The sequence below is a fragment of the Pseudomonas sp. A125 genome (genome assembly GCF_055409485.1).
Genome location: NZ_JBUZVP010000016.1, coordinates 132,939 through 152,825 on the forward strand (window position 1 = coordinate 132,939; position 19,887 = coordinate 152,825).

16 protein-coding genes are annotated in these 19,887 nt (G+C 61.3%); 6 read left to right on the top strand and 10 right to left on the bottom strand.

The window, feature by feature from the left end:
- Window positions 1-33: 33 nt before the first annotated feature.
- Entirely contained in the window at window positions 34-2,640 is a 2,607-nt protein-coding gene (gene leuS / locus ACZRN6_RS21720; protein WP_464008815.1) for a leucine--tRNA ligase, read from the bottom strand.
- Between the two features lie 261 nt (window positions 2,641-2,901).
- Between leuS and ACZRN6_RS21725 the strand changes: the two genes are divergently transcribed.
- A complete protein-coding gene (locus tag ACZRN6_RS21725) occupies window positions 2,902-3,219 on the top strand; it encodes a hypothetical protein (protein ID WP_322147700.1) in 318 nt (105 codons plus the stop codon).
- A 103-nt stretch (window positions 3,220-3,322) separates the two neighbouring features.
- Window positions 3,323-4,084 (top strand): YdcF family protein, encoded by a 762-nt coding sequence (locus ACZRN6_RS21730; RefSeq protein ID WP_322147699.1) that lies wholly within the window; start codon window positions 3,323-3,325, stop codon window positions 4,082-4,084.
- Between the two features lie 136 nt (window positions 4,085-4,220).
- On the opposite strand, the gene lnt is transcribed toward ACZRN6_RS21730, so the two are convergent.
- The 5 genes from lnt to miaB form a co-directional block, all read right to left on the bottom strand.
- Entirely contained in the window at window positions 4,221-5,744 is a 1,524-nt protein-coding gene (lnt, locus tag ACZRN6_RS21735) for an apolipoprotein N-acyltransferase (RefSeq protein ID WP_464008816.1), read from the bottom strand.
- Window positions 5,745-5,752: 8 nt separating this feature from the next.
- On the bottom strand, window positions 5,753-6,592 hold the full coding sequence (locus tag ACZRN6_RS21740; RefSeq protein ID WP_005791724.1) for an HlyC/CorC family transporter: 840 nt from the start codon (window positions 6,590-6,592) through the stop codon (window positions 5,753-5,755).
- A gap of 27 nt (window positions 6,593-6,619) precedes the next feature.
- The gene (gene ybeY, locus ACZRN6_RS21745) at window positions 6,620-7,093 is read right to left on the bottom strand and encodes an rRNA maturation RNase YbeY (protein WP_322147696.1); all 474 of its coding nucleotides are present in this window, start codon (window positions 7,091-7,093) and stop codon (window positions 6,620-6,622) included.
- Window positions 7,086-8,087 carry a PhoH family protein gene (locus tag ACZRN6_RS21750; protein ID WP_076014077.1) on the bottom strand — a complete coding sequence of 334 codons (1,002 nt, stop codon included), beginning with the start codon at window positions 8,085-8,087 and terminating at the stop codon, window positions 7,086-7,088. The genes ybeY and ACZRN6_RS21750 overlap by 8 nt, the downstream gene beginning before the upstream one ends.
- 237 nt (window positions 8,088-8,324) lie before the next feature.
- On the bottom strand, window positions 8,325-9,653 hold the full coding sequence (gene miaB / locus ACZRN6_RS21755; RefSeq protein ID WP_322147694.1) for a tRNA (N6-isopentenyl adenosine(37)-C2)-methylthiotransferase MiaB: 1,329 nt from the start codon (window positions 9,651-9,653) through the stop codon (window positions 8,325-8,327).
- A 132-nt stretch (window positions 9,654-9,785) separates the two neighbouring features.
- Between miaB and ACZRN6_RS21760 the strand changes: the two genes are divergently transcribed.
- Entirely contained in the window at window positions 9,786-10,112 is a 327-nt protein-coding gene (locus ACZRN6_RS21760; RefSeq protein ID WP_003215457.1) for a DUF1820 family protein, read from the top strand.
- Window positions 10,113-10,241: 129 nt separating this feature from the next.
- Here the strand turns inward: ACZRN6_RS21760 and ACZRN6_RS21765 are convergent, their stop codons facing one another.
- From ACZRN6_RS21765 to ACZRN6_RS21780, 4 genes are all read right to left on the bottom strand, one after another.
- Window positions 10,242-10,796, bottom strand: a complete 555-nt coding sequence (locus tag ACZRN6_RS21765; RefSeq protein ID WP_017476238.1) for a tetratricopeptide repeat protein — start codon at window positions 10,794-10,796, stop codon at window positions 10,242-10,244.
- A gap of 225 nt (window positions 10,797-11,021) precedes the next feature.
- Window positions 11,022-12,305 (bottom strand): glutamate-1-semialdehyde 2,1-aminomutase, encoded by a 1,284-nt coding sequence (hemL, locus tag ACZRN6_RS21770; protein ID WP_322147692.1) that lies wholly within the window; start codon window positions 12,303-12,305, stop codon window positions 11,022-11,024.
- Window positions 12,306-12,326: 21 nt separating this feature from the next.
- On the bottom strand, window positions 12,327-12,953 hold the full coding sequence (thiE, locus tag ACZRN6_RS21775; RefSeq protein WP_322147691.1) for a thiamine phosphate synthase: 627 nt from the start codon (window positions 12,951-12,953) through the stop codon (window positions 12,327-12,329).
- An 18-nt stretch (window positions 12,954-12,971) separates the two neighbouring features.
- Window positions 12,972-13,769 (bottom strand): hydroxymethylpyrimidine/phosphomethylpyrimidine kinase, encoded by a 798-nt coding sequence (locus tag ACZRN6_RS21780; protein ID WP_464008817.1) that lies wholly within the window; start codon window positions 13,767-13,769, stop codon window positions 12,972-12,974.
- A gap of 286 nt (window positions 13,770-14,055) precedes the next feature.
- On the opposite strand from ACZRN6_RS21780, the gene ACZRN6_RS21785 reads away from it, so the two are divergent.
- From ACZRN6_RS21785 to amn, 3 genes are all read left to right on the top strand, one after another.
- Window positions 14,056-16,434, top strand: coding sequence for a hybrid sensor histidine kinase/response regulator (locus tag ACZRN6_RS21785; RefSeq protein ID WP_322147688.1), 2,379 nt, complete (start codon window positions 14,056-14,058; stop codon window positions 16,432-16,434).
- Window positions 16,435-16,522: 88 nt separating this feature from the next.
- Entirely contained in the window at window positions 16,523-18,175 is a 1,653-nt protein-coding gene (locus tag ACZRN6_RS21790; RefSeq protein ID WP_464008818.1) for an acyl-CoA dehydrogenase family protein, read from the top strand.
- A gap of 173 nt (window positions 18,176-18,348) precedes the next feature.
- Window positions 18,349-19,848 carry an AMP nucleosidase gene (gene amn / locus ACZRN6_RS21795; RefSeq protein ID WP_172834544.1) on the top strand — a complete coding sequence of 500 codons (1,500 nt, stop codon included), beginning with the start codon at window positions 18,349-18,351 and terminating at the stop codon, window positions 19,846-19,848.
- Window positions 19,849-19,887 lie beyond the last annotated feature (39 nt).

The window sequence follows — 19,887 nt, forward strand, 5'->3', positions numbered from 1 at the left end:
GGCGCCAGGGTAATGCCCTGGCGCCCGATCCGATTAGCTAGCGACGATATTGACCAGTTTGCCGGGCACCACGATCACTTTGCGGATCGTCAGGCCTTCGGTGAAGCGCAGCACGTTTTCATTGGCACGGGCGGCGGCTTCGACTTCTTCGCGAGTGGCGCTGGCCGGCATGTCGATCTGGCCACGCAGCTTGCCGTTGACCTGAATCACCAGTTGCAGTGTGTCCTGAACCAGGGCGCTGTCATCCTGTACCGGCCAACTGGCATCAATGACGGCGCCGCTGTGGCCCAGGCGGGTCCACAGGTCGTGGCAGATGTGCGGCGTGATCGGAGCCAGCAGCAGGGTGACCGTTTCCAGGCCTTCCTGTACCAGCGCGCGGTCCTGTTCAGTGGCCTGCGGGGCTTTTTCGAGCACGTTCATCAGCGTCATCACCTGGGCGATGGCGGTGTTGAATTTGTGGTGCTGGCCCACGTCCTGGCTGGCGTGCCTGATGGCCAGGTGGGTGCTGCGGCGAATGGCTTTTTGCTCATCGCTCAACGCTGCAACGTCCAGTTTACCCGGCAAGCCCTCGCTTACATGGGCATGCGCCAGGCGCCAGACGCGCTTGAGGAAGCGGTGCGAGCCTTCGACGCCAGAGTCGGACCATTCGGCGCTCATGTCAGGCGGCGAGGCGAACATCATGAACAGGCGGCAGGTGTCTGCGCCGAACTGGTCGATCATCGACTGTGGGTCGACGCCGTTGTTCTTCGACTTGGCCATCTTCTCGGTGCCGCCGATTTCCACCGCCAGGCCGTCGGATTTCAGCTTGGCACTGATCACCTTGGCCTTGCTGTCACGTTCCAGCTCGACATCGGCCGGGTTGAACCAGGTGTAGGCGCCATTGGCTTCGCGGCGGTAATAAGTCTCGGCAATCACCATGCCCTGGGTCAGCAAATTCTTGAACGGCTCGTCGGAGCTCACCAAGCCTTCGTCACGCATCAGCTTGTGGAAGAAGCGCGCATACAGCAGGTGAAGGATGGCGTGCTCGATGCCGCCGATGTACTGGTCGACCGGCAGCCAGTGGTCGGCCGCGGATTTTTCTACCAGGCCGCCTTCATAGTGCGGCGAGGCGTAGCGGGCGTAGTACCACGAGGACTCCACGAAGGTGTCCATGGTGTCGGTTTCGCGCTTGGCCGGGGCGCCGCATTTCGGGCAGGCGCACTCGTAGAACTCGGGCATGCGTGCCAAGGGCGAACCCGCGCCATCCGGCACGACGTCTTCAGGCAGCACCACCGGCAGTTGGTCTTCCGGCACCGGCACGTCACCGCAGGTTTCGCAGTGGATGATCGGGATCGGGCAGCCCCAGTAGCGCTGGCGGCTGATGCCCCAGTCGCGCAGGCGGAACTGGGTGCGCGAGGCACCGAGGTTTTTCTTGATCAGCGCCACTTCAATGGCGTCGAAAGCACCTTCGAAATCCAGGCCGTCGAATGCGCCGGAATTGATCAGCGTGCCGTGTTCGTTGTACGCGTCCTGCCACGGTGCCGGGTTGGTATCACCGGAACTGGTGCGCACCACGGACTTGATCGGCAAGTTGTACTTGGTCGCGAACTCGAAGTCGCGCTCGTCGTGCGCCGGCACAGCCATTACCGCGCCGTCGCCGTAGTGCATCAGTACGTAGTTGGCGACCCACACCGGCAGCTTCTCGCCGGTCAGTGGGTGCTCGACGAACAGCGAGGTCGGCAGGCCTTTTTTCTCCTGGGTAGCGACGTCGGCTTCGGCGACGCTGCCGCCTTTGCATTCGGCGATGAATGCCTGAAGCTCAGGATTGTTCTGCGCAGCCTGGGTAGCCAGCGGGTGTTCGGCGGCCACGGCAACGTAGGTGGCGCCCATCAGGGTGTCGGGGCGGGTGGTGAAGACTTTGAGTACACCCGCTTCGCCGATGGAGTTGACGTTGTAGGGGAACTGCACTTCCATGCCCTTGGATTTGCCGATCCAGTTGCGCTGCATGGTCTTGACCTGTTCAGGCCAGCCCGGCAAATCGTCGAGGCTCGACAAGAGTTCATCCGCGTAGGCGGTGATCTTGAAGTAGTACATCGGGATTTCGCGTTTTTCGATCAGCGCACCGGAGCGCCAGCCGCGGCCGTCGATCACTTGTTCGTTGGCCAGTACGGTCTGGTCCACCGGGTCCCAGTTCACGGTGCCGCTCTTTTTGTAGATCACGCCTTTTTCGAACAGGCGAGTGAACAGCCATTGTTCCCAGCGGTAGTAATCAGGCTTGCAGGTGGTGACCTCGCGGGACCAGTCCACGGCCAGGCCCAGGCTGCGCAACTGGGTCTTCATGTAGGCGATGTTTTCGTAGGTCCACTTGGCGGGCGCTACGTTGTTCTTCATCGCGGCGTTTTCTGCCGGCATGCCGAAGGCGTCCCAACCCATGGGTTGCAGGACGTTCTTGCCCAGCATGCGCTGGTAGCGGGAGATGACGTCGCCGATGGTGTAGTTGCGCACATGCCCCATGTGTAGCTTGCCGCTGGGGTAAGGGAACATCGATAGGCAATAGAAAGTCTCCTTGCCTGGCTGTTCACTGACTTCAAAGGACTTTTGCTCATCCCAGAACGACTGGGCGGCATTTTCTATTTCACGGGGCTGATATTGTTCGTGCATGGCTACTTTTGAACTGAATAGGGGTGGCCTAATCCTCTTCGGTGCAACGTTCAGGTTGATCGACACCAAAAAGCGGCGCGTCCGTGCCCAAACCCTGCGGGAAGTGGAGTTACAGGAAGCGCCGTAGCATACATGACCCCACTCTATCGAGGGAAACCCTGATTGCGCCGCCGAGGCCGTTGGTCGCGGCGTCAGGCAGGCAGGGCCAGCAGGACTACGCTGTTTAGTGGGGAGTGAGTCTTATCTTCAATGAGGTGAGGGATGGTTGATTCGCAGCTAACTTTAACGAAACCGCAGGTGTACGAAGGACTGATCGACCGTTTGGGTCGAGCACTGGATGCAGCAAAAACCGCAGGCCGATTGTGTGATGAGCGGCCTTTGGAGTTGGAACTGCGTGGCTTGAGCCAGGCAGAGCTGGAAGTGATCAGGGTGTATCTGGAGTTAAACGAGCATCGCGCGTCCCATGGCATGGCCTCCCCGCCAGCCCAGGAGCTTTCGCGCTCGGCCAAGGTGGTATGGCTCAAGGATTTGTCGGCCGGTCGCAGCCCGGAAAAACTCCGGTCCGTGCGTTTCAAGTGAAGTACCACGTCAGTTATCTATAGCCTTCTGAGCGTCTGTTCCTGTAAAGATTGTGGCTAAACCCCGTTACACCTTAGGCTTCGGGCATCTTTGGAGATGCCCGATGCCTATTCGTTACTTCATTAAACAATTGTTGCTGCCGCCCGGCATTTTATTGCTGTTGCTGGCGCTTGCCTGGTGGTTTCGTCGCAGTCGGCCGCGCCTGGCGGCGGTGTGCTTTGCACTGGGGTTCGGCGGGATGTGGTTGATGAGCCTGCCAGTGGTGGTGCAGTGGGGGGCAAAGGTCCTGGAGACTGAGCCGCCCTTGGCGCGTAACGAGTGGGCGAATCTGGCGCAGCAGGCCGATGCCATCGTGGTGTTGGGTTCGGGGCGTGAGCGGGGTGATCCGGCTTGGGGCTCCGATCAGCCGACGGGTGTCGGTCTGGAACGCCAACGTTATGCGGCCCGATTGGCCAAGGCTTCGGGCTTGCCGGTGTTGACCACCGGTGGCTTGCACTACGGTACGCCGCCCAGCGAGGCGGAGTTGATGGCGGTGTCGATGCAGGATGACTTTGGCGTGAGCGTGCGCTGGAAGGAAGAGCGCAGCCGTACTACCTGGGAAAACGCGCAGATGAGTGCCGAGATTCTGTTGCCGCAGGGCATCAAGCGCGTGGTCGTCGTGACTCAGGCCTGGCACATGCCGCGTTCGCGCTGGAGCTTCGAAAGGGCCGGGTTTACGGTAGTGTCGGCGCCGGTGGGGTTTCTTGGTTTAGACAATGCGCGGCCGCTGGGTGGCTGGATGCCGGAATTCAAATCGGTATGGCAGAGCGGGCAGTTGCTGAATGAAGCGGTAGGGCAGGTCGGTTATCGGTTGTTTTACAGGTAGCACCGCAGGGCAAATGTGGGAGCTGGCTTCTGTGGGAGCCGGGCTTGCCCGCGATGCAGGCACCTCGGTGTGTCAGTTACACCGAGGTGATGCTATCGCAGGCAAGCCAGCTCCCACATTTATTAGAGTATGCCAGTTAAACCGTTTTTGACATCCGGCCCGCCAACAGCGCCCAGCCAAACAGGCCAAGGCACAGGATGATCAACGGCCACGAGCGCCATTCCAGGTACGGCGTGAGGTTGTGCATCGGCACCACTTCGCCGTAGAGGATCCCGCGTTCAAACTGCGGGATCTGCACGGTGATCTGCCCGTAGGGGTTGATCAGGCCGGTGACGCCGTTGTTGGTGGCGCGAATCATCCAGCGGCCGGCTTCCAGGGCGCGCATCTGGGCCATCTGCAAATGCTGCAGCGGGCCGATGGACCGGCCGAACCACGTGTCGTTGCTGATGGTCAGCAACAAATCGCTGCGGGCCGACAGGCTGGCAGCGAACTCCGGGTACACCACTTCATAGCAAATGAACGGCGCAATCTGATAGCCCTTGGCTTGCAGCAAGGCCTGGTCGGCTGGGCCGCGGGCGAAGTCCGACATCGGCAGGTCAAAGAATGCAATCAAGCCGCGCAACATGTCCTGCAGCGGCACGTACTCGCCAAACGGCACCAGCTTCTGCTTCAGGTAGGTGCCGTCGCCTTCGCCCACCACGGTGATGCCATTGAAGAAGCGCTTCTGGTGATGCACTTCCTGGCGAATCGGTACGCCGGTGATCAGTGCAGTGTGCCGGTCGGCGGCGAACTTGCCCATCATGCCCAGGTAACCTTCGACGGATTCCTTGAGCACCGGCACCGCGGTTTCCGGCCATACCAGCAGGTCTACGGGCTTTGAGCTGAAGCTCATGTCGCGGTACAGCGCGAGCTGCGCATTGAGCTGCTCGGGGTCCCACTTCATGCTTTGTTCCACGTTGCCCTGGATGGCCGCCACGGTCAGCGGTGGGCCGGAGGGAGTGGTCCAGGCGTGATGCTTGAGCGCCAGGCCGATGGCCCATGGCGCCACCAACAGCAGCAAGCCAGCACCGATGAACAGGTTGCGCTTGCCCGCGAGCAGGCGCGGCAGGTTGCAGATCAGGGCGGCGGTCAGTGCCAGGGCAAAGGAAATCAGCCACATGCCACCCAGCGGCGCGAGGCCGGTGAGCGGGCCGTCGAGCTGGCTGTAACCGGAGTAGAGCCAAGGGAAGCCGGTGAGGAACCAGCCACGAAACGCTTCCTGGCCAACCCACAATGCCGCGAAGGCCAGCGCATCAGCCAATGGCGCTTCATTGCGCCGCAGCCAGCGCGCCCAGAGCCAGGCAGGCAGGGCAAAGAACCAGGCAATGGCAGCGGTAAATGCCAGCATCAGCATGCCCGCCAGCAGCACCGAGGCGCCGCCGAAGTGGTGGATGCTGTAGTAGATCCAGCTGGTGCCGGCGCCAAACAGGCCGAAACCGAAGCACCAGCCACGGCCCAAGGCCTGGCGTGGTGTCAGCTCGCGCAATCCCGCATAAAAGAACCCGACCGCCACCAGCGCAAACGGCCAGAAGTCGAACGGCGCCAGCGCCAGGGTGGTGATGGCGCCGGCTACCACGGCCAGCAGGTTACCGGGCCAGCCGGGTGCGGTCAGACGGCGCATATCAATCCTTAGCGAGCAATGGGTGTCAGGCGGATCAAATGGATTCTACGGCTGTCGGCATTGAGGATGCGAAAGCGATAGGCGCCGATTTCCGTGGTCTCGTTGCGCTTGGGCAGATGGCCGAACGCACTCATGACCAGGCCGCCGACGGTGTCGAACTCATCGTCGGAGAATTCGCTGTCGAAGAACTCGTTGAAGTTCTCGATCGGCGTCAGGGCCTTGACCAGGAAGTCACCGCTGGGCAGCGGTTTGATGTAGCTGTCTTCTTCAACGTCGTGTTCGTCTTCGATGTCGCCGACGATCTGTTCCAGCACGTCTTCGATGGTCACCAAGCCGGCCACACCGCCGTATTCGTCAATCACGATGGCCATGTGGTTGTGGTTCGCACGAAATTCGCGCAGCAGCACATTCAGGCGCTTGGATTCGGGGACGAAGGTGGCAGGACGCAGCAGGTCCTTGATGTTGAAGCTGTCGCCGTTCTCCTTGAGGATCAGCGGCAGCAGGTCCTTGGCCAGCAGGACGCCCATGACGTCGTCATGGCTTTCGCCGATCACCGGGTAGCGCGAGTGCGCCGAGTCGATGACGGCCGGGAGGAATTCCCGAGGGGTCTGGGTCGCCTTGATGCTGATCATCTGCGAGCGCGGAACCATGATGTCCCGTACTTGCAGGTCAGCCACCTGGATGGCGCCTTCGACGATGGCCAGCGCTTCGCTGTCCAGCAACTTGTTCTGATGTGCCTCGCGCAGCAGCTCCAGCAGCTCCTGGCGGTTTTTCGGCTCGTGGGCAAAGGCCTGGGTGAGTTTCCCCAGCCATGACTTTTGCCCGTTGCTCGATCGGTCTTCGCTCATAGCGATTACTCTAAATCCTTTGTTGTTTCAGTTAGGTGTAGTTGCAATTTCGTCGTCTGCATACGGGTCACGATGACCCAGTTCTGCAAGCAACGTTCGTTCCAGTGCTTCCATTTCTTCGGCTTCGTCATCGTCTATATGGTCGTAACCCAAGAGATGCAAGCAGCCGTGGATGACTAGATGGGCCCAATGGGCCTCAAGTTCCTTGCCCTGCTCCTTTGCTTCACGCTCGACCACCTCGACGCAGATCACCAGGTCGCCCAGCAATGGGATATCCAGCAATTCGTCGGGTACGTCGGCGGGAAACGACAGCACGTTGGTCGCGTAGTCTTTTTGGCGCCAGGTGTGATTCAGTTCACGGCCTTCGGGCTCATCCACCAGGCGAATGGTCAGTTCCGAGTCGGCGGTGCGCTGGCGCAGGGCCAGGGTGCACCATTGGCGCAACTGTTCTTCGCTGGGGGCGGGCGCTTCGGTGGCCAGTTGCAGGTCAAGCTCAAGCATCGCGGCGGGTGTCCTTGGCCGGCTGGTCGTCGCGGTGTTCGAAGCGCTCGTAGGCTTCGACAATGCGCTGCACCAGCGGGTGACGTACCACGTCTTTGGGCATGAAATGCGTGAAGCTGATCCCCGGCACGTCCTTGAGCACGTCGATCACCTGGGCCAGGCCCGACTTGGTGCCCTTGGGCAGGTCGACCTGGGTGACGTCGCCGGTGATCACGGCCGTGGAGCCGAAGCCGATCCGGGTCAGGAACATTTTCATCTGCTCGACGGTGGTGTTCTGGCTTTCGTCGAGGATGATGAAGCTGTTGTTCAGCGTACGGCCGCGCATGTAGGCCAGCGGGGCGATCTCGATCACCTGGCGCTCGATCAGCTTGGCCACGTATTCGAAGCCGAGCATCTCGTAGAGCGCGTCGTAGAGCGGGCGCAGGTACGGGTCGATCTTCTGGGCCAGGTCACCAGGCAAAAAGCCGAGTTTCTCGCCGGCCTCTACCGCCGGGCGCACCAGCAGGATGCGTCGCACCTGCTCGCGCTCCAGGGCGTCGACCGCACAGGCCACGGCCAGGTAGGTCTTGCCGGTACCCGCCGGGCCGATGCCGAAGTTGATGTCGTTGCCCAGGATCTCTTTGACGTAGCGCTGCTGATTCAGGCCGCGAGGGCGAATCATGCCTTTTTTGGTGCGCAACGCGACGCTGGCTTCGGCCACCGGGTTATTGGCCAGGTCTTGCACCGCAGATTCCTGCAGGTACAGGTGCACCGTTTCCGGCGACAGCTCGCTACCTTTGGTTTCCCGGTAGAGGCGGCGCAGAAGGTTTTCTGCCGAGGTGGTGTGTTCGGGTTCACCAATGAGCTCGAACTGATTGCCGCGGTTGCGGATCTCGATGCTCAGGCGTTGTTCGATCAGGCGCAGGTGCTCGTCGAACTGTCCGCACAGATTGGCGAAACGGCGAGCCTCAAAGGGCTCGAGAAGGAAACGATGTGGTTCTATGGGTGCGTTCAAGGTCGCTTTTAGCCGCCCTGGGGCAATTAAGATGAAATCAAGGATAACGCCAGTGGCGCGGGTACGAAAGCACTTATATGGCCTGGGCCCGCTCTCAAGAACAACGGGGATCTACTGTGGGAGCTGGCTTGCCTGCGATGGGGCCGGCACGGCCGAAATATATGCTGCCTGTTATATCGCAATCGCAGGCAAGCCAGCTCCCATATTTGATCTTCATTTGCCTTGAAACCCGGGGTCTCAGTTAATCAGCGAGCCGCGCAGCGAGTGCGGTTGCGCCGCGTCGATGTGCACGTCGGCGAACTGCCCGATCAGCGTCGGATTATCGCAGCGGAAGTTGACGATCCGGTTGTTCTCGGTGCGGCCCTGCAATTCGCCAGGGTCCTTTTTCGAGTAGTCGGTGACCAGGATGCGCTGGGTCGAGCCCACCATCTGTCGGCTGATCTCGAAACCCTGCTGGTTGAGGCGATGTTGCAGGGCGTTCAAACGCTCCTTCTTCAACGCTTCCGGAGTCTCGTCGAGCAGGTCGGCCGCCGGGGTGCCTGGTCGCTGGCTGTAGACGAACGAGTAGGAGAAGTCGAAACCGACGTCTTCAATCAGCTTCATGGTCTGCTGGAAATCTTTCTCGGTTTCCCCGGGGAAGCCGACGATAAAGTCCGAGCTGATGCAGATGCCCGGTACCGCTGCACGCAATTTGCGCAGTTTGGATTTGTATTCCAGGGCCGTGTGGTTGCGCTTCATCGCCGAGAGAATGCGGTCCGAACCCGATTGCACCGGCAAGTGCAGGTGCTTGACCAACTCCGGCACGTCGGCGTGGGCCTGGATCAGGCTGTCGGAAAACTCCAGCGGGTGCGAGGTGGTGTAGCGAATCCGCTCGATGCCATCGACAGCGGCGACGACACGGATCAACTCCGCGAGGTCGGCCAGGCGCCCGTCGTGGGTCTGGCCGCGATAGCCGTTGACGTTCTGCCCCAGCAGGGTCACTTCACGCACGCCGTTCTCGGCCAGGTGGATGATTTCTGCCAGCACGTCGTCGAACGGGCGGCTGACCTCTTCGCCGCGGGTGTACGGCACCACACAGAAGGTGCAGTACTTGCTGCAGCCTTCCATCACCGACACATACGCGCTCGGGCCGTCGATGCGCGGCTCGGGCAGGTGGTCGAATTTTTCGATTTCCGGGAACGAGACGTCGACCTGCGGCAGCTTGGTGAGGCGTGCGGCGTCGATCATTTCCGGCAGGCGGTGCAGGGTTTGCGGGCCGAAGACCACGTCCACATAGGGTGCGCGGTCGCGAATGGCAGCGCCTTCCTGGCTGGCCACGCAACCGCCCACAGCGATCACCATGTCCGGGTTGGCCAGCTTCAATTCGCGCCAGCGGCCCAACTGCGAGTAGACCCGGTCTTGGGCCCGCTCGCGGATCGAGCAGGTATTGAGCAGGATCACGTCGGCGTCTTCAGCGCGGGCGGTGACTTCCAGGGCCTGATGTTCACCCAGCAGATCGACCATGCGCGAGCTGTCGTACTCGTTCATCTGGCAACCGTGGGTTTCGATGTAAAGCTTCTTGGCCATGGGGATCGTCAACTGGTGGTAAAGAACCGCGCATTATAGGGGGCATGCCGATAGGTTCCTAGCACTGTGCATCGGACGCCATGCTATAGTTCGCGCCCTCTTTTATATCCCCCGATGTGTTACCCGCCCACCATGACCAAACGTGAAGCTCCAATCTACAAGGTGATTTTCCTTAACCAGGGCCAGGTGTTCGAAATGTACGCCAAGCAGATCTATCAAAGTGATCTGTGGGGCTTCCTGGAAGTGGAAGAGTTCGTCTTTGGCGAGCGCACACAGTTGGTCGTCGACCCGGGCGAGGAAAAACTCAAGGCACAGTTCGAAGGCGTGGTGCGCAGTTTTGTGCCGATGCATTCGATTGTGCGCATCGATGAGGTCGAGCGCCTGGGCACGCCGAAAATCAGCGAGGCCCGGGGCATGAGCAATGTCATGCCGTTTCCGATGCCGATGCCAGAGAAGTAAGGCTCAAGACCGCGTCGACCCCTTCGCGAGCAAGCCCGCTCCCACGCTCGACCGAGTTCCACCATTGGAATGCAGTTGAATGTGGGAGCGAGCTTGCTCGCGAAGGCGGCAGTAAAGGCGCTACAAAACTCAGGGCAGTGGCGAAAATGGCGAGCTGCCATCTGCGCTCTGCAGTTCCTGCAGGTAGTTGCGGAAAATCTGCCCCAGTACCTGAGTCGCCACTTCCAGTTCGTCGCGTTGCATGTGTTCGGCCACTTCATCGGCCGTGTCCAACGCGTCTTCGGCGCCGTTGACCGCCGCCATTTTCAGCACGATATACGCCTGAACGTTATTGGCCGGTACGCCTTCGCCGTGGAAAAACATGGTGCCCAGCTGGAATTGCGCCTGGGCGTGGCCCTGCAACGAGGCTTTCTCGAAGTAGCTCAAGGCCTTGTTGAGGTCGCGTGCGGGGTTTTTACTGTCGTAGAAGTACTCGCCCAACTCGTATTGCGCCTGCGCATCCCCGCCGTCGGCCTGCTTCTGGCACGCGCTCAGGGCTTCGGCCTGGCTTTCTGGCTGGGTATTGAGGGTGCAACGACCCATCGCTGGGATTAACAACGAGTTGCCGCCTGCCTGGGCAAACGCCAGCAGTGGCTGAAGGAGCAACAGGCAGCCCAGAACCAGGGTGCGGCCGGTGCGTTTCATGGGAATCGACTTACCTCTGACGGGGCGCGGGACCCACGGGGGGATCCAATAAGCGCGCATTATGAAATAAGCAGGCACCTGCTTACAAAGTCTTTACTCGTTTTTCTGCTGCGTGGGCAAGTTATCTGCCGGATTGCAGGTGAATTCTCGAAAAAAGACGGAAATGTCTGTAAGCAAAGTAGCAAATCTGACGCCGCCAGGGGCGACGGCAGATTTTTGAGCCACTTATTTCAAGGCGGCGAAGGCGCGTTCAGCGGCGTCCAGTGTCAGCTTCAGCTCGGCATCACCATGGGCGATCGAGGTGAACCCGGCTTCAAAGGCGCTCGGTGCCAGGTACACACCGCCGTCCAGCATCAAGTGGAAGAAGCGCTTGAACAGGTCGGCATCGCTGCCCATCACGTCGTCGAAGGTGACGATGTCGTCGGCGCCGCTGAAGTACAGGCCGAACATGCCGCCCGCTTGCGTGGTGACGAACGGGATTCCGGCGGCATCGGCGCGCTGTTGCAGGCCGTCCAGCAGGCGGGTGGTGTAGTCGGTCAGCTCGGCGTGGAAGCCCGGGCGGCTGATCAGGCGCAGGGTGGTCAGGCCGGCGGCCATGGCCAGCGGGTTACCCGAGAGCGTGCCCGCCTGGTACACCGGGCCCAGCGGTGCGATGTGTTGCATGATTTCGCGCTTGCCGCCGAAGCAGCCCACCGGCATACCGCCGCCGATGATCTTGCCGAAGGTGCTCAGGTCTGGCGTTACGCCATAGTGAGCCTGGGCGCCGCCGAGGGCCACCCGGAAACCGGTCATCACTTCATCAAAAATCAGTACCACGCCGTGCTTGTCACACTGTTCGCGCAGGCCTTCCAGAAAGCCCGGCGCCGGCGGTACGCAGTTCATGTTGCCGGCCACTGGCTCGACGATAATGCAGGCCACTTCCTGGCCGACTTCGTTGAGCATCTGCTCGACGGCGGCGATGTCGTTGAACGGCAGGGTCAGGGTGTGTTTGGCAAACGCGGCCGGCACACCGGCAGAGCTCGGTACGCCCTGGGTCAGGGCGCCGGAACCGGCCTTGACCAGCAGGCTGTCGGAGTGGCCGTGGTAGCAGCCTTCGAACTTGATGATGCTGTCGCGGCCAGTGAAGCCACGGGCCAGGCGGATCGCACTCATGGTGGCTTCGGTGCCGGAGCTGACCATCCGCACCATCTCCATGGACGGCACGATGGAGCACACCAGGTCGGCCATCTCGGTTTCCATGGCGGTGGGGGCGCCATACGACAAGCCGTGTTGCAGTTGCTGACGCACCGCGTCCAGCACGTCCGGGTGGCTGTGGCCGAGGATCATCGGGCCCCACGAACCCACGTAGTCGACGTAGCGCTTGTCATCTTCGTCGGTGACGTAGGCGCCTTCGGCATGCTTGAAGAACAACGGCGTGCCGCCAACGCTCTTGAACGCTCGCACGGGGGAGTTCACACCGCCGGGGATGTGTTTTTGGGCATTGGCAAACAGGGTTTCGGAACGGGACATGATCGGACTCTCTGAAATCGATTATTGAGGCTTGAGCAATTCGTTGAAGGCGCGGGCGCGGCGCGTGACTTCTGCCGTGCTGTCGGCGCCAAACAGGCCGTGGACCACGGCCAGCAGGTCGGCGCCATGGGCCACCAGCGGCTCGGCGTTTTCCAGGGTGATGCCGCCGATCACGCAGATCGGCAGGTGTAGGCGCGCGCGGGCCTGGGCCAGCAGTTCAACGGTGGCTGCCGGGGCACCGGGCTTGGTGTTGGAATTGAAGAAGCGGCCGAAGGCGACATAGCTGGCGCCCTCTTTGGCGGCCTGCTCGGCCAGTTCGATCTGGCTGTGGCAGGTGGAACCGATGATCGCCTTGGAACCCAACAGCGCGCGCGCCGGGGTCAACGGGCCGTCGGTCTGGCCCAGGTGCACGCCGACGCCGAGGCGCGCGGCCAGTTCAGCGTCATCGTTGATGATCAATTGTGTCTTGTAGCGCGAGCACAGCTCCCGCAGTTTTTCGGCTTCCCGCAGGCGGCGCGCTTCGTCGCTGCTTTTATCGCGGTATTGCAGCAGGGTCACGCCACCGTCCAACGCCGCTTCGACGTAGGCCAGGAACTTGCCGGCCAACAGTTGGCTGTCGGTAATGGCATACAGGCCACGTAGTTTCATCGGGCAGGCCTCTTGGTGTTACGAGCAGAAATCCAGCGGCAGACGACGAGGCACAAATTGCCCCTGGCCGAGTTGTTCAGCGTCACGCAGGGTGCGCCAAGTGTAGTTGAGGGCCGATTGCACCGCGCTCACCAAGCCTTCGCCTTGTGCCAGCCGACCGGCCAGCGCGCTGGCCAGGGTGCAGCCGGAGCCGTGATAACTGCCGGGCAAGCGCTGGCAGGTAAAGGTCTGGTGCGTGCCATCACGGCTGTAGAGGCGGTTATGCACTTCGTGTTCGTCGCCATGGCCGCCGGTGATCAGCAGGTGCTTGATAAAAGGCAGCAGTTTCGCAGCGCATTCGTCTGCCGTGCCTTCGGGCAGTTCGGCGAGGATGCGCGCTTCGGGCAGGTTGGGCGTGGCAATCAGCGACAGCGGCAACAGCCGCTCGCGCATCGCGTAGCCGACTTCATCCTTGCCCAGGCTACCGCCGCCACCGGCGCGCAGCACCGGGTCGCAGACCACTGGCAAATGCGGGTGCGCCTTGAGCAGTTCGACCACGGTGTCGACCATCTCCAGGGAACCGAGCATGCCCAGTTTCACCGCCGCAACCTGCGAGTCGCCGAGCACGGCGTTGGCCTGGGCCAGAACCCACTCGCGGTCCAGTACGCGGAAATCGCTGACGTTGACGGTGTTCTGCACAGTCAGCGCGGTGACGGCCGGGGCCGCATGACAACCCTGGGCGAGCAGGGCTTCGATATCTGCCTGCAAGCCGGCGCCACCACTGGGATCATGGCCGGAGAGACAGAGGACAACGGGGCGAGAGCTGTAGATATTCATGGTGCGCGAGCTTACCACCAAACGCTTTTTGGGTGGCTGTTGGGAGGTGGTTGAATTTTTAGTGGATGAGCCGGCATAAATAGCTATTTGCTATCATCGAAAAATACAGGCCAAATGCTCTGTAACACCTGCTCTAGAGCCTTTCAAAAAATTATTTCAATGGTGTCTTTTGGCCTGTAATGGCTATGCTAGAGTGGATCCAAACCAATAACTGTATCGCCGGTTTACGTCTGCTCAAAAGGAATGGAGGCTTTTGACATAACCGGACAGGCCACGCTGGGGCTCTATGCGCTATTTGCTGATGTTACTGATGACCGGGCTGCCGATGCTGGCCGGCGCAGTCGAGTTCAACGAAGCCACCACGCGGTTGCCCCTGGGCCAAGTGATGCAAGTGCTTGAAGACCCAAGTGGCGCCCTGACGATTGGCGATATCAGCTCGCCGGTGCTCGCCAGTCGCTTCAAGACCCATGACAAGGCCACCCTGAATGCCGGCTATTCGCGCTCGGTGTTCTGGCTCAAGGTCGACCTGCATTACCGTGCACAGCGCCCGGACGCACCGCGCCGCTGGCTGCTGGAACTGGCCTACCCGCCGCTGAACCAACTGGAGCTGTACCAGCCCGACAGCGTCGGTAACTATCGACTGGTCTCGCGCACCGGCAGCAGCCTGCCGTTTTCCAGCCGCGAAATTCGCCAGAGCAACTACCTGTTCAAGCTCGACTTCGTCCCCGGCCAGCAGCAAACCCTGTACCTGCGCCTGCAAAGCCAAGGTTCGATCCAGGCGCCGCTGACCCTCTGGTCCACCACCGCGTATCTTGAAGAACAACCGTTGCGCCTCTATGTGCTGGGTGTGATCTACGGTGTGTTGCTCGGCATGCTGGTCTACAACCTGTTCATCTATGTGAGCGTGCGCGACACCAGCTACCTGTATTACATCCTCTATATTGCCTCGTTCGGCCTGTATCAACTCTCGGTCAACGGCGTGGCCGTGCAGTACTTCTGGCCCAATAACCCGTGGTGGGCGAATGCGGCGGTACCGTTCCTGATCGGTTCGGCGGCGCTGTTCGGCAGCCTGTTTGCGCGCAGCTTCCTGCACACCGCGCTTTACAGTCGCTGGATCAACCGGCTGTTGTGGGTGCTGGCGTTCAGTGGTGCGGCGGTGATGGTGTTGGCGCTGTTCACCAGCTATGCGCTGGCGCTGCGCCTGGCTACTGGCTTGGCGCTGGTATTTACCGTGACCATCTTCGTCGCGGCCATCAAGGCCTGGTACTGCGGTCAACGGATGGCGCGCTACTTCATCATTGCCTGGACCGCATTCCTGCTGGGTGGCGTGGTGAATACGATGATGGTGCTGGGCTACCTGCCCAATGTGTTCCTCACGATGTACGCCAGCCAGATCGGTTCGGCACTTGAAGTGGCCTTGTTGTCCCTGGCCCTGGCCGACCGGATCAATTCGATGCGCGAGCAACAGGTGCAGATCCAGCTGGATGCCAGCCAGAAGCTGGAAGTGCTCAACACGCAACTGGCGCACAGCAACCAGCTCAAGGACGAATTTCTCGCCACCCTGACCCACGAGCTGCGCACGCCGATGAACGGCGTGATCGGTTCCCTGGAGTTGATGCAGACCGAGCCGCTGCAAGGCGAGCTTGCGCAGTACCACCAGACCGCCGCCGGCTCGGCCCGCGAGATGATGCGCATGGTCAACGGCATCCTCACCCTCACCGAATTGCAAGCCGGGCGCCTTAGCCCGCAACCCCAGGAGTTCAGCCTGCGTGGGTTGCTCGACACCTTGCGCCAGCAGTTCGCGGCGAGCGCCCAGAGCAAAGGCCTGGAGTTTTCGATTGATCTGGCGGATGAGCTACCAGAGCGCATTGATGGTGATCGCGACAAGCTGGCGCAATGCCTGGATTGCCTGTTGGACAATGCCTTCAAATTCACTCACGAAGGCTCGGTTCGTGTGCGGGTAGTTGGCGTGCCCCACGCCGACGGGACGTTGCGCCTGACCTTTATTGTGACCGACACCGGCATCGGGTTCGCCTACCTCGATGAGGCGACCCTGTATCAGCGTTTCTTCCAGCTCGATGGCTCAACCACCCGTCGATACGGCGGCATGGGCATCGGCCTGGCCATCTGCCGGCAACTGATCGAGCTGCTTGGCGGCCGCCTGACCCACAATTCCGAGCCACGGCGCGGCAGCCGTTTTCAACTGGAGCTTGGCGTCAGACCGATTCCGGCAGCGCCTGCGCCCGTACGCCGAGTACCGCGGGTACAACGCACTCCTCAGGAGTGCACGCTGCTATTGGTGGACGACAATAGCGTGGCGCAACTGGTGGTGCGCGGCATGTTGCTCAAGCTCGGTTACCGCGTAAAAACCATCGACAACGGGCCTGCCGCCCTGGCGCTGTTGCAGCGCGAAACATTTGATGCGGTGCTACTGGATGTACCAGAAGGCGGGTTCTCGCTGTGCTGCCAGATTCGTGCGTTGCCGGACTGTGGCGAATTGCCGGTGATCGCCTTGAGCACCTCGTTGCAGGCGCCAGAACGCGAGGGCTGCCACGGCGTGGGTGTTACCGACCGATTGGCCAAGCCCGTGCGCTTCGACGCGTTGCAATGGGTGCTGCAACTGCGGGTGTTGCATCAGGTTGAGGGTGAAAGCGCCGCCAATTAGGCGTTTATGCCACTTTTTTAACCACGGTGGCGGTGCTTAACTGAAATTAAGGCCTCAATGAACGTGGCCTTTTTTCAGGAGGCCCGTCATGAACCTGCATCAGTTTGCCGAAACCCACGACGTCACCAACCAGCCACCGTCGCTTGATGGTGCCAACCTGTACCGTATCGATTTGCCGCTGCAAGACTGGTCGCGGCGCTTTGGCGCTGGCTGGGCTGAACAGCGCATCGACACCTATGGCGCGCTGGCGGGCGGGCCGCTGATGGAAGCGGGTTTTTTGGCCAACCAGAACAAGCCGGTATTTAACAGCCATGACCGTTTTGGCCATCGCATCGACCTGGTGGAGTTTCACCCGGCCTACCACGAGCTGATGCGCACCGCCGTCGAACATGGCTTGCCGTCGTTGCCGTGGGCTCATCCGCAATCCGGCGCCCACGTGGCTCGCGCGGCGATGACCTACCTGCACAGCCAGGCCGAAGCCGGTACTGGCTGCCCGTTGACCATGACCTTCGCCTGCGTGCCGGCCCTGCGTTTGCAGCCGGACCTGGCTGAAACCTGGCTGCCGAAAATCCTCGCCACCGAATACGACCCGCGCAACGTCGGCATCGCCCACAAGGCCGGTGCCACCATTGGTATGGCCATGACCGAGAAACAGGGCGGTACCGACGTGCGTGCCAACACCACCCGCGCGTACCCGGTGGGCGCCGGAGGCCCGGGCCAGGCGTATGAACTGGTGGGGCACAAGTGGTTCTGTTCGGCGCCGATGTGCGATGGTTTCCTGACCCTGGCCCAGACCGACAAGGGCCTGACCTGTTTCCTGCTGCCCCGGCACCGCCCGGATGACACCCGCAACGAGTTCTACATCCAGCGCCTGAAAAACAAACTGGGCAATTGCTCCAATGCCTCCAGCGAAGTGGAGTTTCGTGGCGCGCTGGCCTGGATGATCGGTGAAGAAGGGCGTGGCGTACCAACCATTATCGAAATGGTGGCCATGACCCGTTTCGATTGCATGGTTGGCTCCAGCGCCCTGATGCGCCAGGCGCTAACCCAAGCCAGTCACCATTGCGCCCATCGCCTGGTAGGCGGCCGTGTGCTCAGTGAACAACCCCTGATGCAAAACGTGCTGGCCGACCTGGCTTTGGAAAGCGAGGCGTCCCTGGCCTTGAGCATGCGCATGGGCCGTGCGCTGGACCATCTGGATAATGAACAGGAAGCCAAATTCGCCCGGCTGGTAACGGCGGTGGGCAAGTATTGGATCTGCAAGCGCGCCCCGGCGATGATCAATGAGGCCGCCGAGTGCATGGGCGGTGCGGGGTATGTCGAAGACAGCATCCTACCGCGTCTGTACCGTGAGGCGCCGGTCAATTCGACGTGGGAAGGTTCCGGCAATGTGCAGTGCCTGGATGTACTGCGGGCCTTGTCGAAAGAGCCGGGCGTGTTGGAGGCGCTATTTGTCGAGTTGGGGGATGGCCACGGTCACAAGCACCTGGCGCGGCACATCGAGCAGTTGAAGTCAGCGTTTATGGACACCCAGGACATCCAATACCGTGCCCGGCAACTGACCGAGGACATTGCCGTGGCATTGCAGGCCAAGCTGTTGCTGGAGGCGGGCAATGCCAGCGTCAGTGACGGTTTTATCGCCAGCCGGCTGGCCGGGTCGTCGGGTCGGGCGTATGGCACCTTACCGCGAGGTGTGGATGTGGAGGCCATTGTTGCCCGGTCGACACCGCTGTCTTCCTGAATAAACGCGGTCAAAAATGTGGGAGCTGGCTTGGCTGCGATAGCGGTGGGCCAGCTGGTATCAATGCAATAGGCAGACCGCCATCGCAGGCAAGCCAGCTCCCACAGGGAATGCAGGGTTCTTGCAGGCGCATTCCAATTCCGGTGTTCCAGTGCGCCAGGGATACAGGCAAGATGAAGGCCTGCAAGTCAGAACACAGGATGCTTACCGTGACCGAAGCTTTTGTTGTCGTTCAAACCGCCGAAGAAGCCGTGGATCGGCTGGCGGCTCTCCATGAGCGTGCTACCGGCGCGCTCAATCAAGCCCTCAAGCGCTACCTTAAAGACCGCGTCGAACCCGATGCCGAACAACGCGCGATGTTTCGCTACCCGGAACTTCGCCTGACCTACCTGGTGCAGGGCGAAGTCCCACAGACCACGCGGGCGTACGCCAAGGTCCAGTTGCCGGGGACCTACAGCGTCACCGTCACTCATCCGTCAGCCTTCCGCAAATACCTGCTGGAGCAACTGGTGCCGTTGATGCACGACTTCACCGTGACGGTGGAAGTGGGCGTCAGCCAGCAGAATATTCCTTACCCGTACGTGGTTGAGCAGGGCGACGAACTCGCCGGCTCCGGTGTGACCGCCGCCACGCTGGCGCGGGTATTTCCGAGTACCGACCTGTCGGCTGCCACCGATGGCATCGCCGATGGTCTCTACGACTGGGAAAACACCGATCCGCTGCCATTGGCACTGTTCGACGCCGCCCGCGTCGACTTCTCCCTGCGCCGCCTGGTGCACTACACCGGCAGCGACTGGCGCCATGTGCAGCCGTGGATTTTGCTGACCAACTACCACCGCTACGTTGACCAGTTCATCGTGCATGGCCTGGAACAGCTGCGCAGTGACCCGCGCTTTATTCGCATGGTGCTGCCGGGCAATGTGATCATCGACAAGAGCATGGACCACGGCGAAGCGTCTGCCATCGCCGCAGGCGTGGTCTGGCACCGTTACCAGATGCCGGCCTACCACTTGCAGGCCAGCGACGGCCACGGTGTGACCTTGGTGAACATCGGCGTGGGCCCGTCCAACGCCAAGAACATCACTGACCACCTGGCCGTATTGCGCCCGCATTGCTGGCTGATGATTGGCCACTGCGGCGGCTTGCGCCAGTCCCAGACCATAGGTGACTACGTGCTGGCTCACGCCTACATGCGTCGCGACGGGATTCTTGACCGCGTGGTGCCGCCGAACATCCCGATCCCGGCCCTGGCCGAAGTGCAGATGGCCTTGCAGCAGGCAGCGGCCAATGTCACCGGCGAGAAGGGCGAAGAGCTGAAAAAGCGCCTGCGCACCGGCACCGTGTTGACCTACGACGACCGCAACTGGGAACTGCGCTGGGCTCAGGAACGGCCACTGATCAACCTGTCCCGCGCTGTGGCGGTGGACATGGAAAGCGGCACCATCGCCGCCCAGGGCTACCGCCTGCGGGTGCCGTACGGCACGCTGCTGTGTGTGTCGGACAAACCGTTGCACAGCGAGATCAAGTTGCCGGGTTCGGCCAACGCTTTCTATGAGCGTGCGGTCAGCCAGCACTTGAAGATCGGCATCGAGGCGGTGGACCTGTTGCGCACCGAACTCAACTCGCTGCACTCGCGCAAACTGCGCAGCTTCGACGAGCCGCCGTTCCGCTAAACGGTTGGGATGGTCATTTAGCGGTCAGGCCACTAGCAT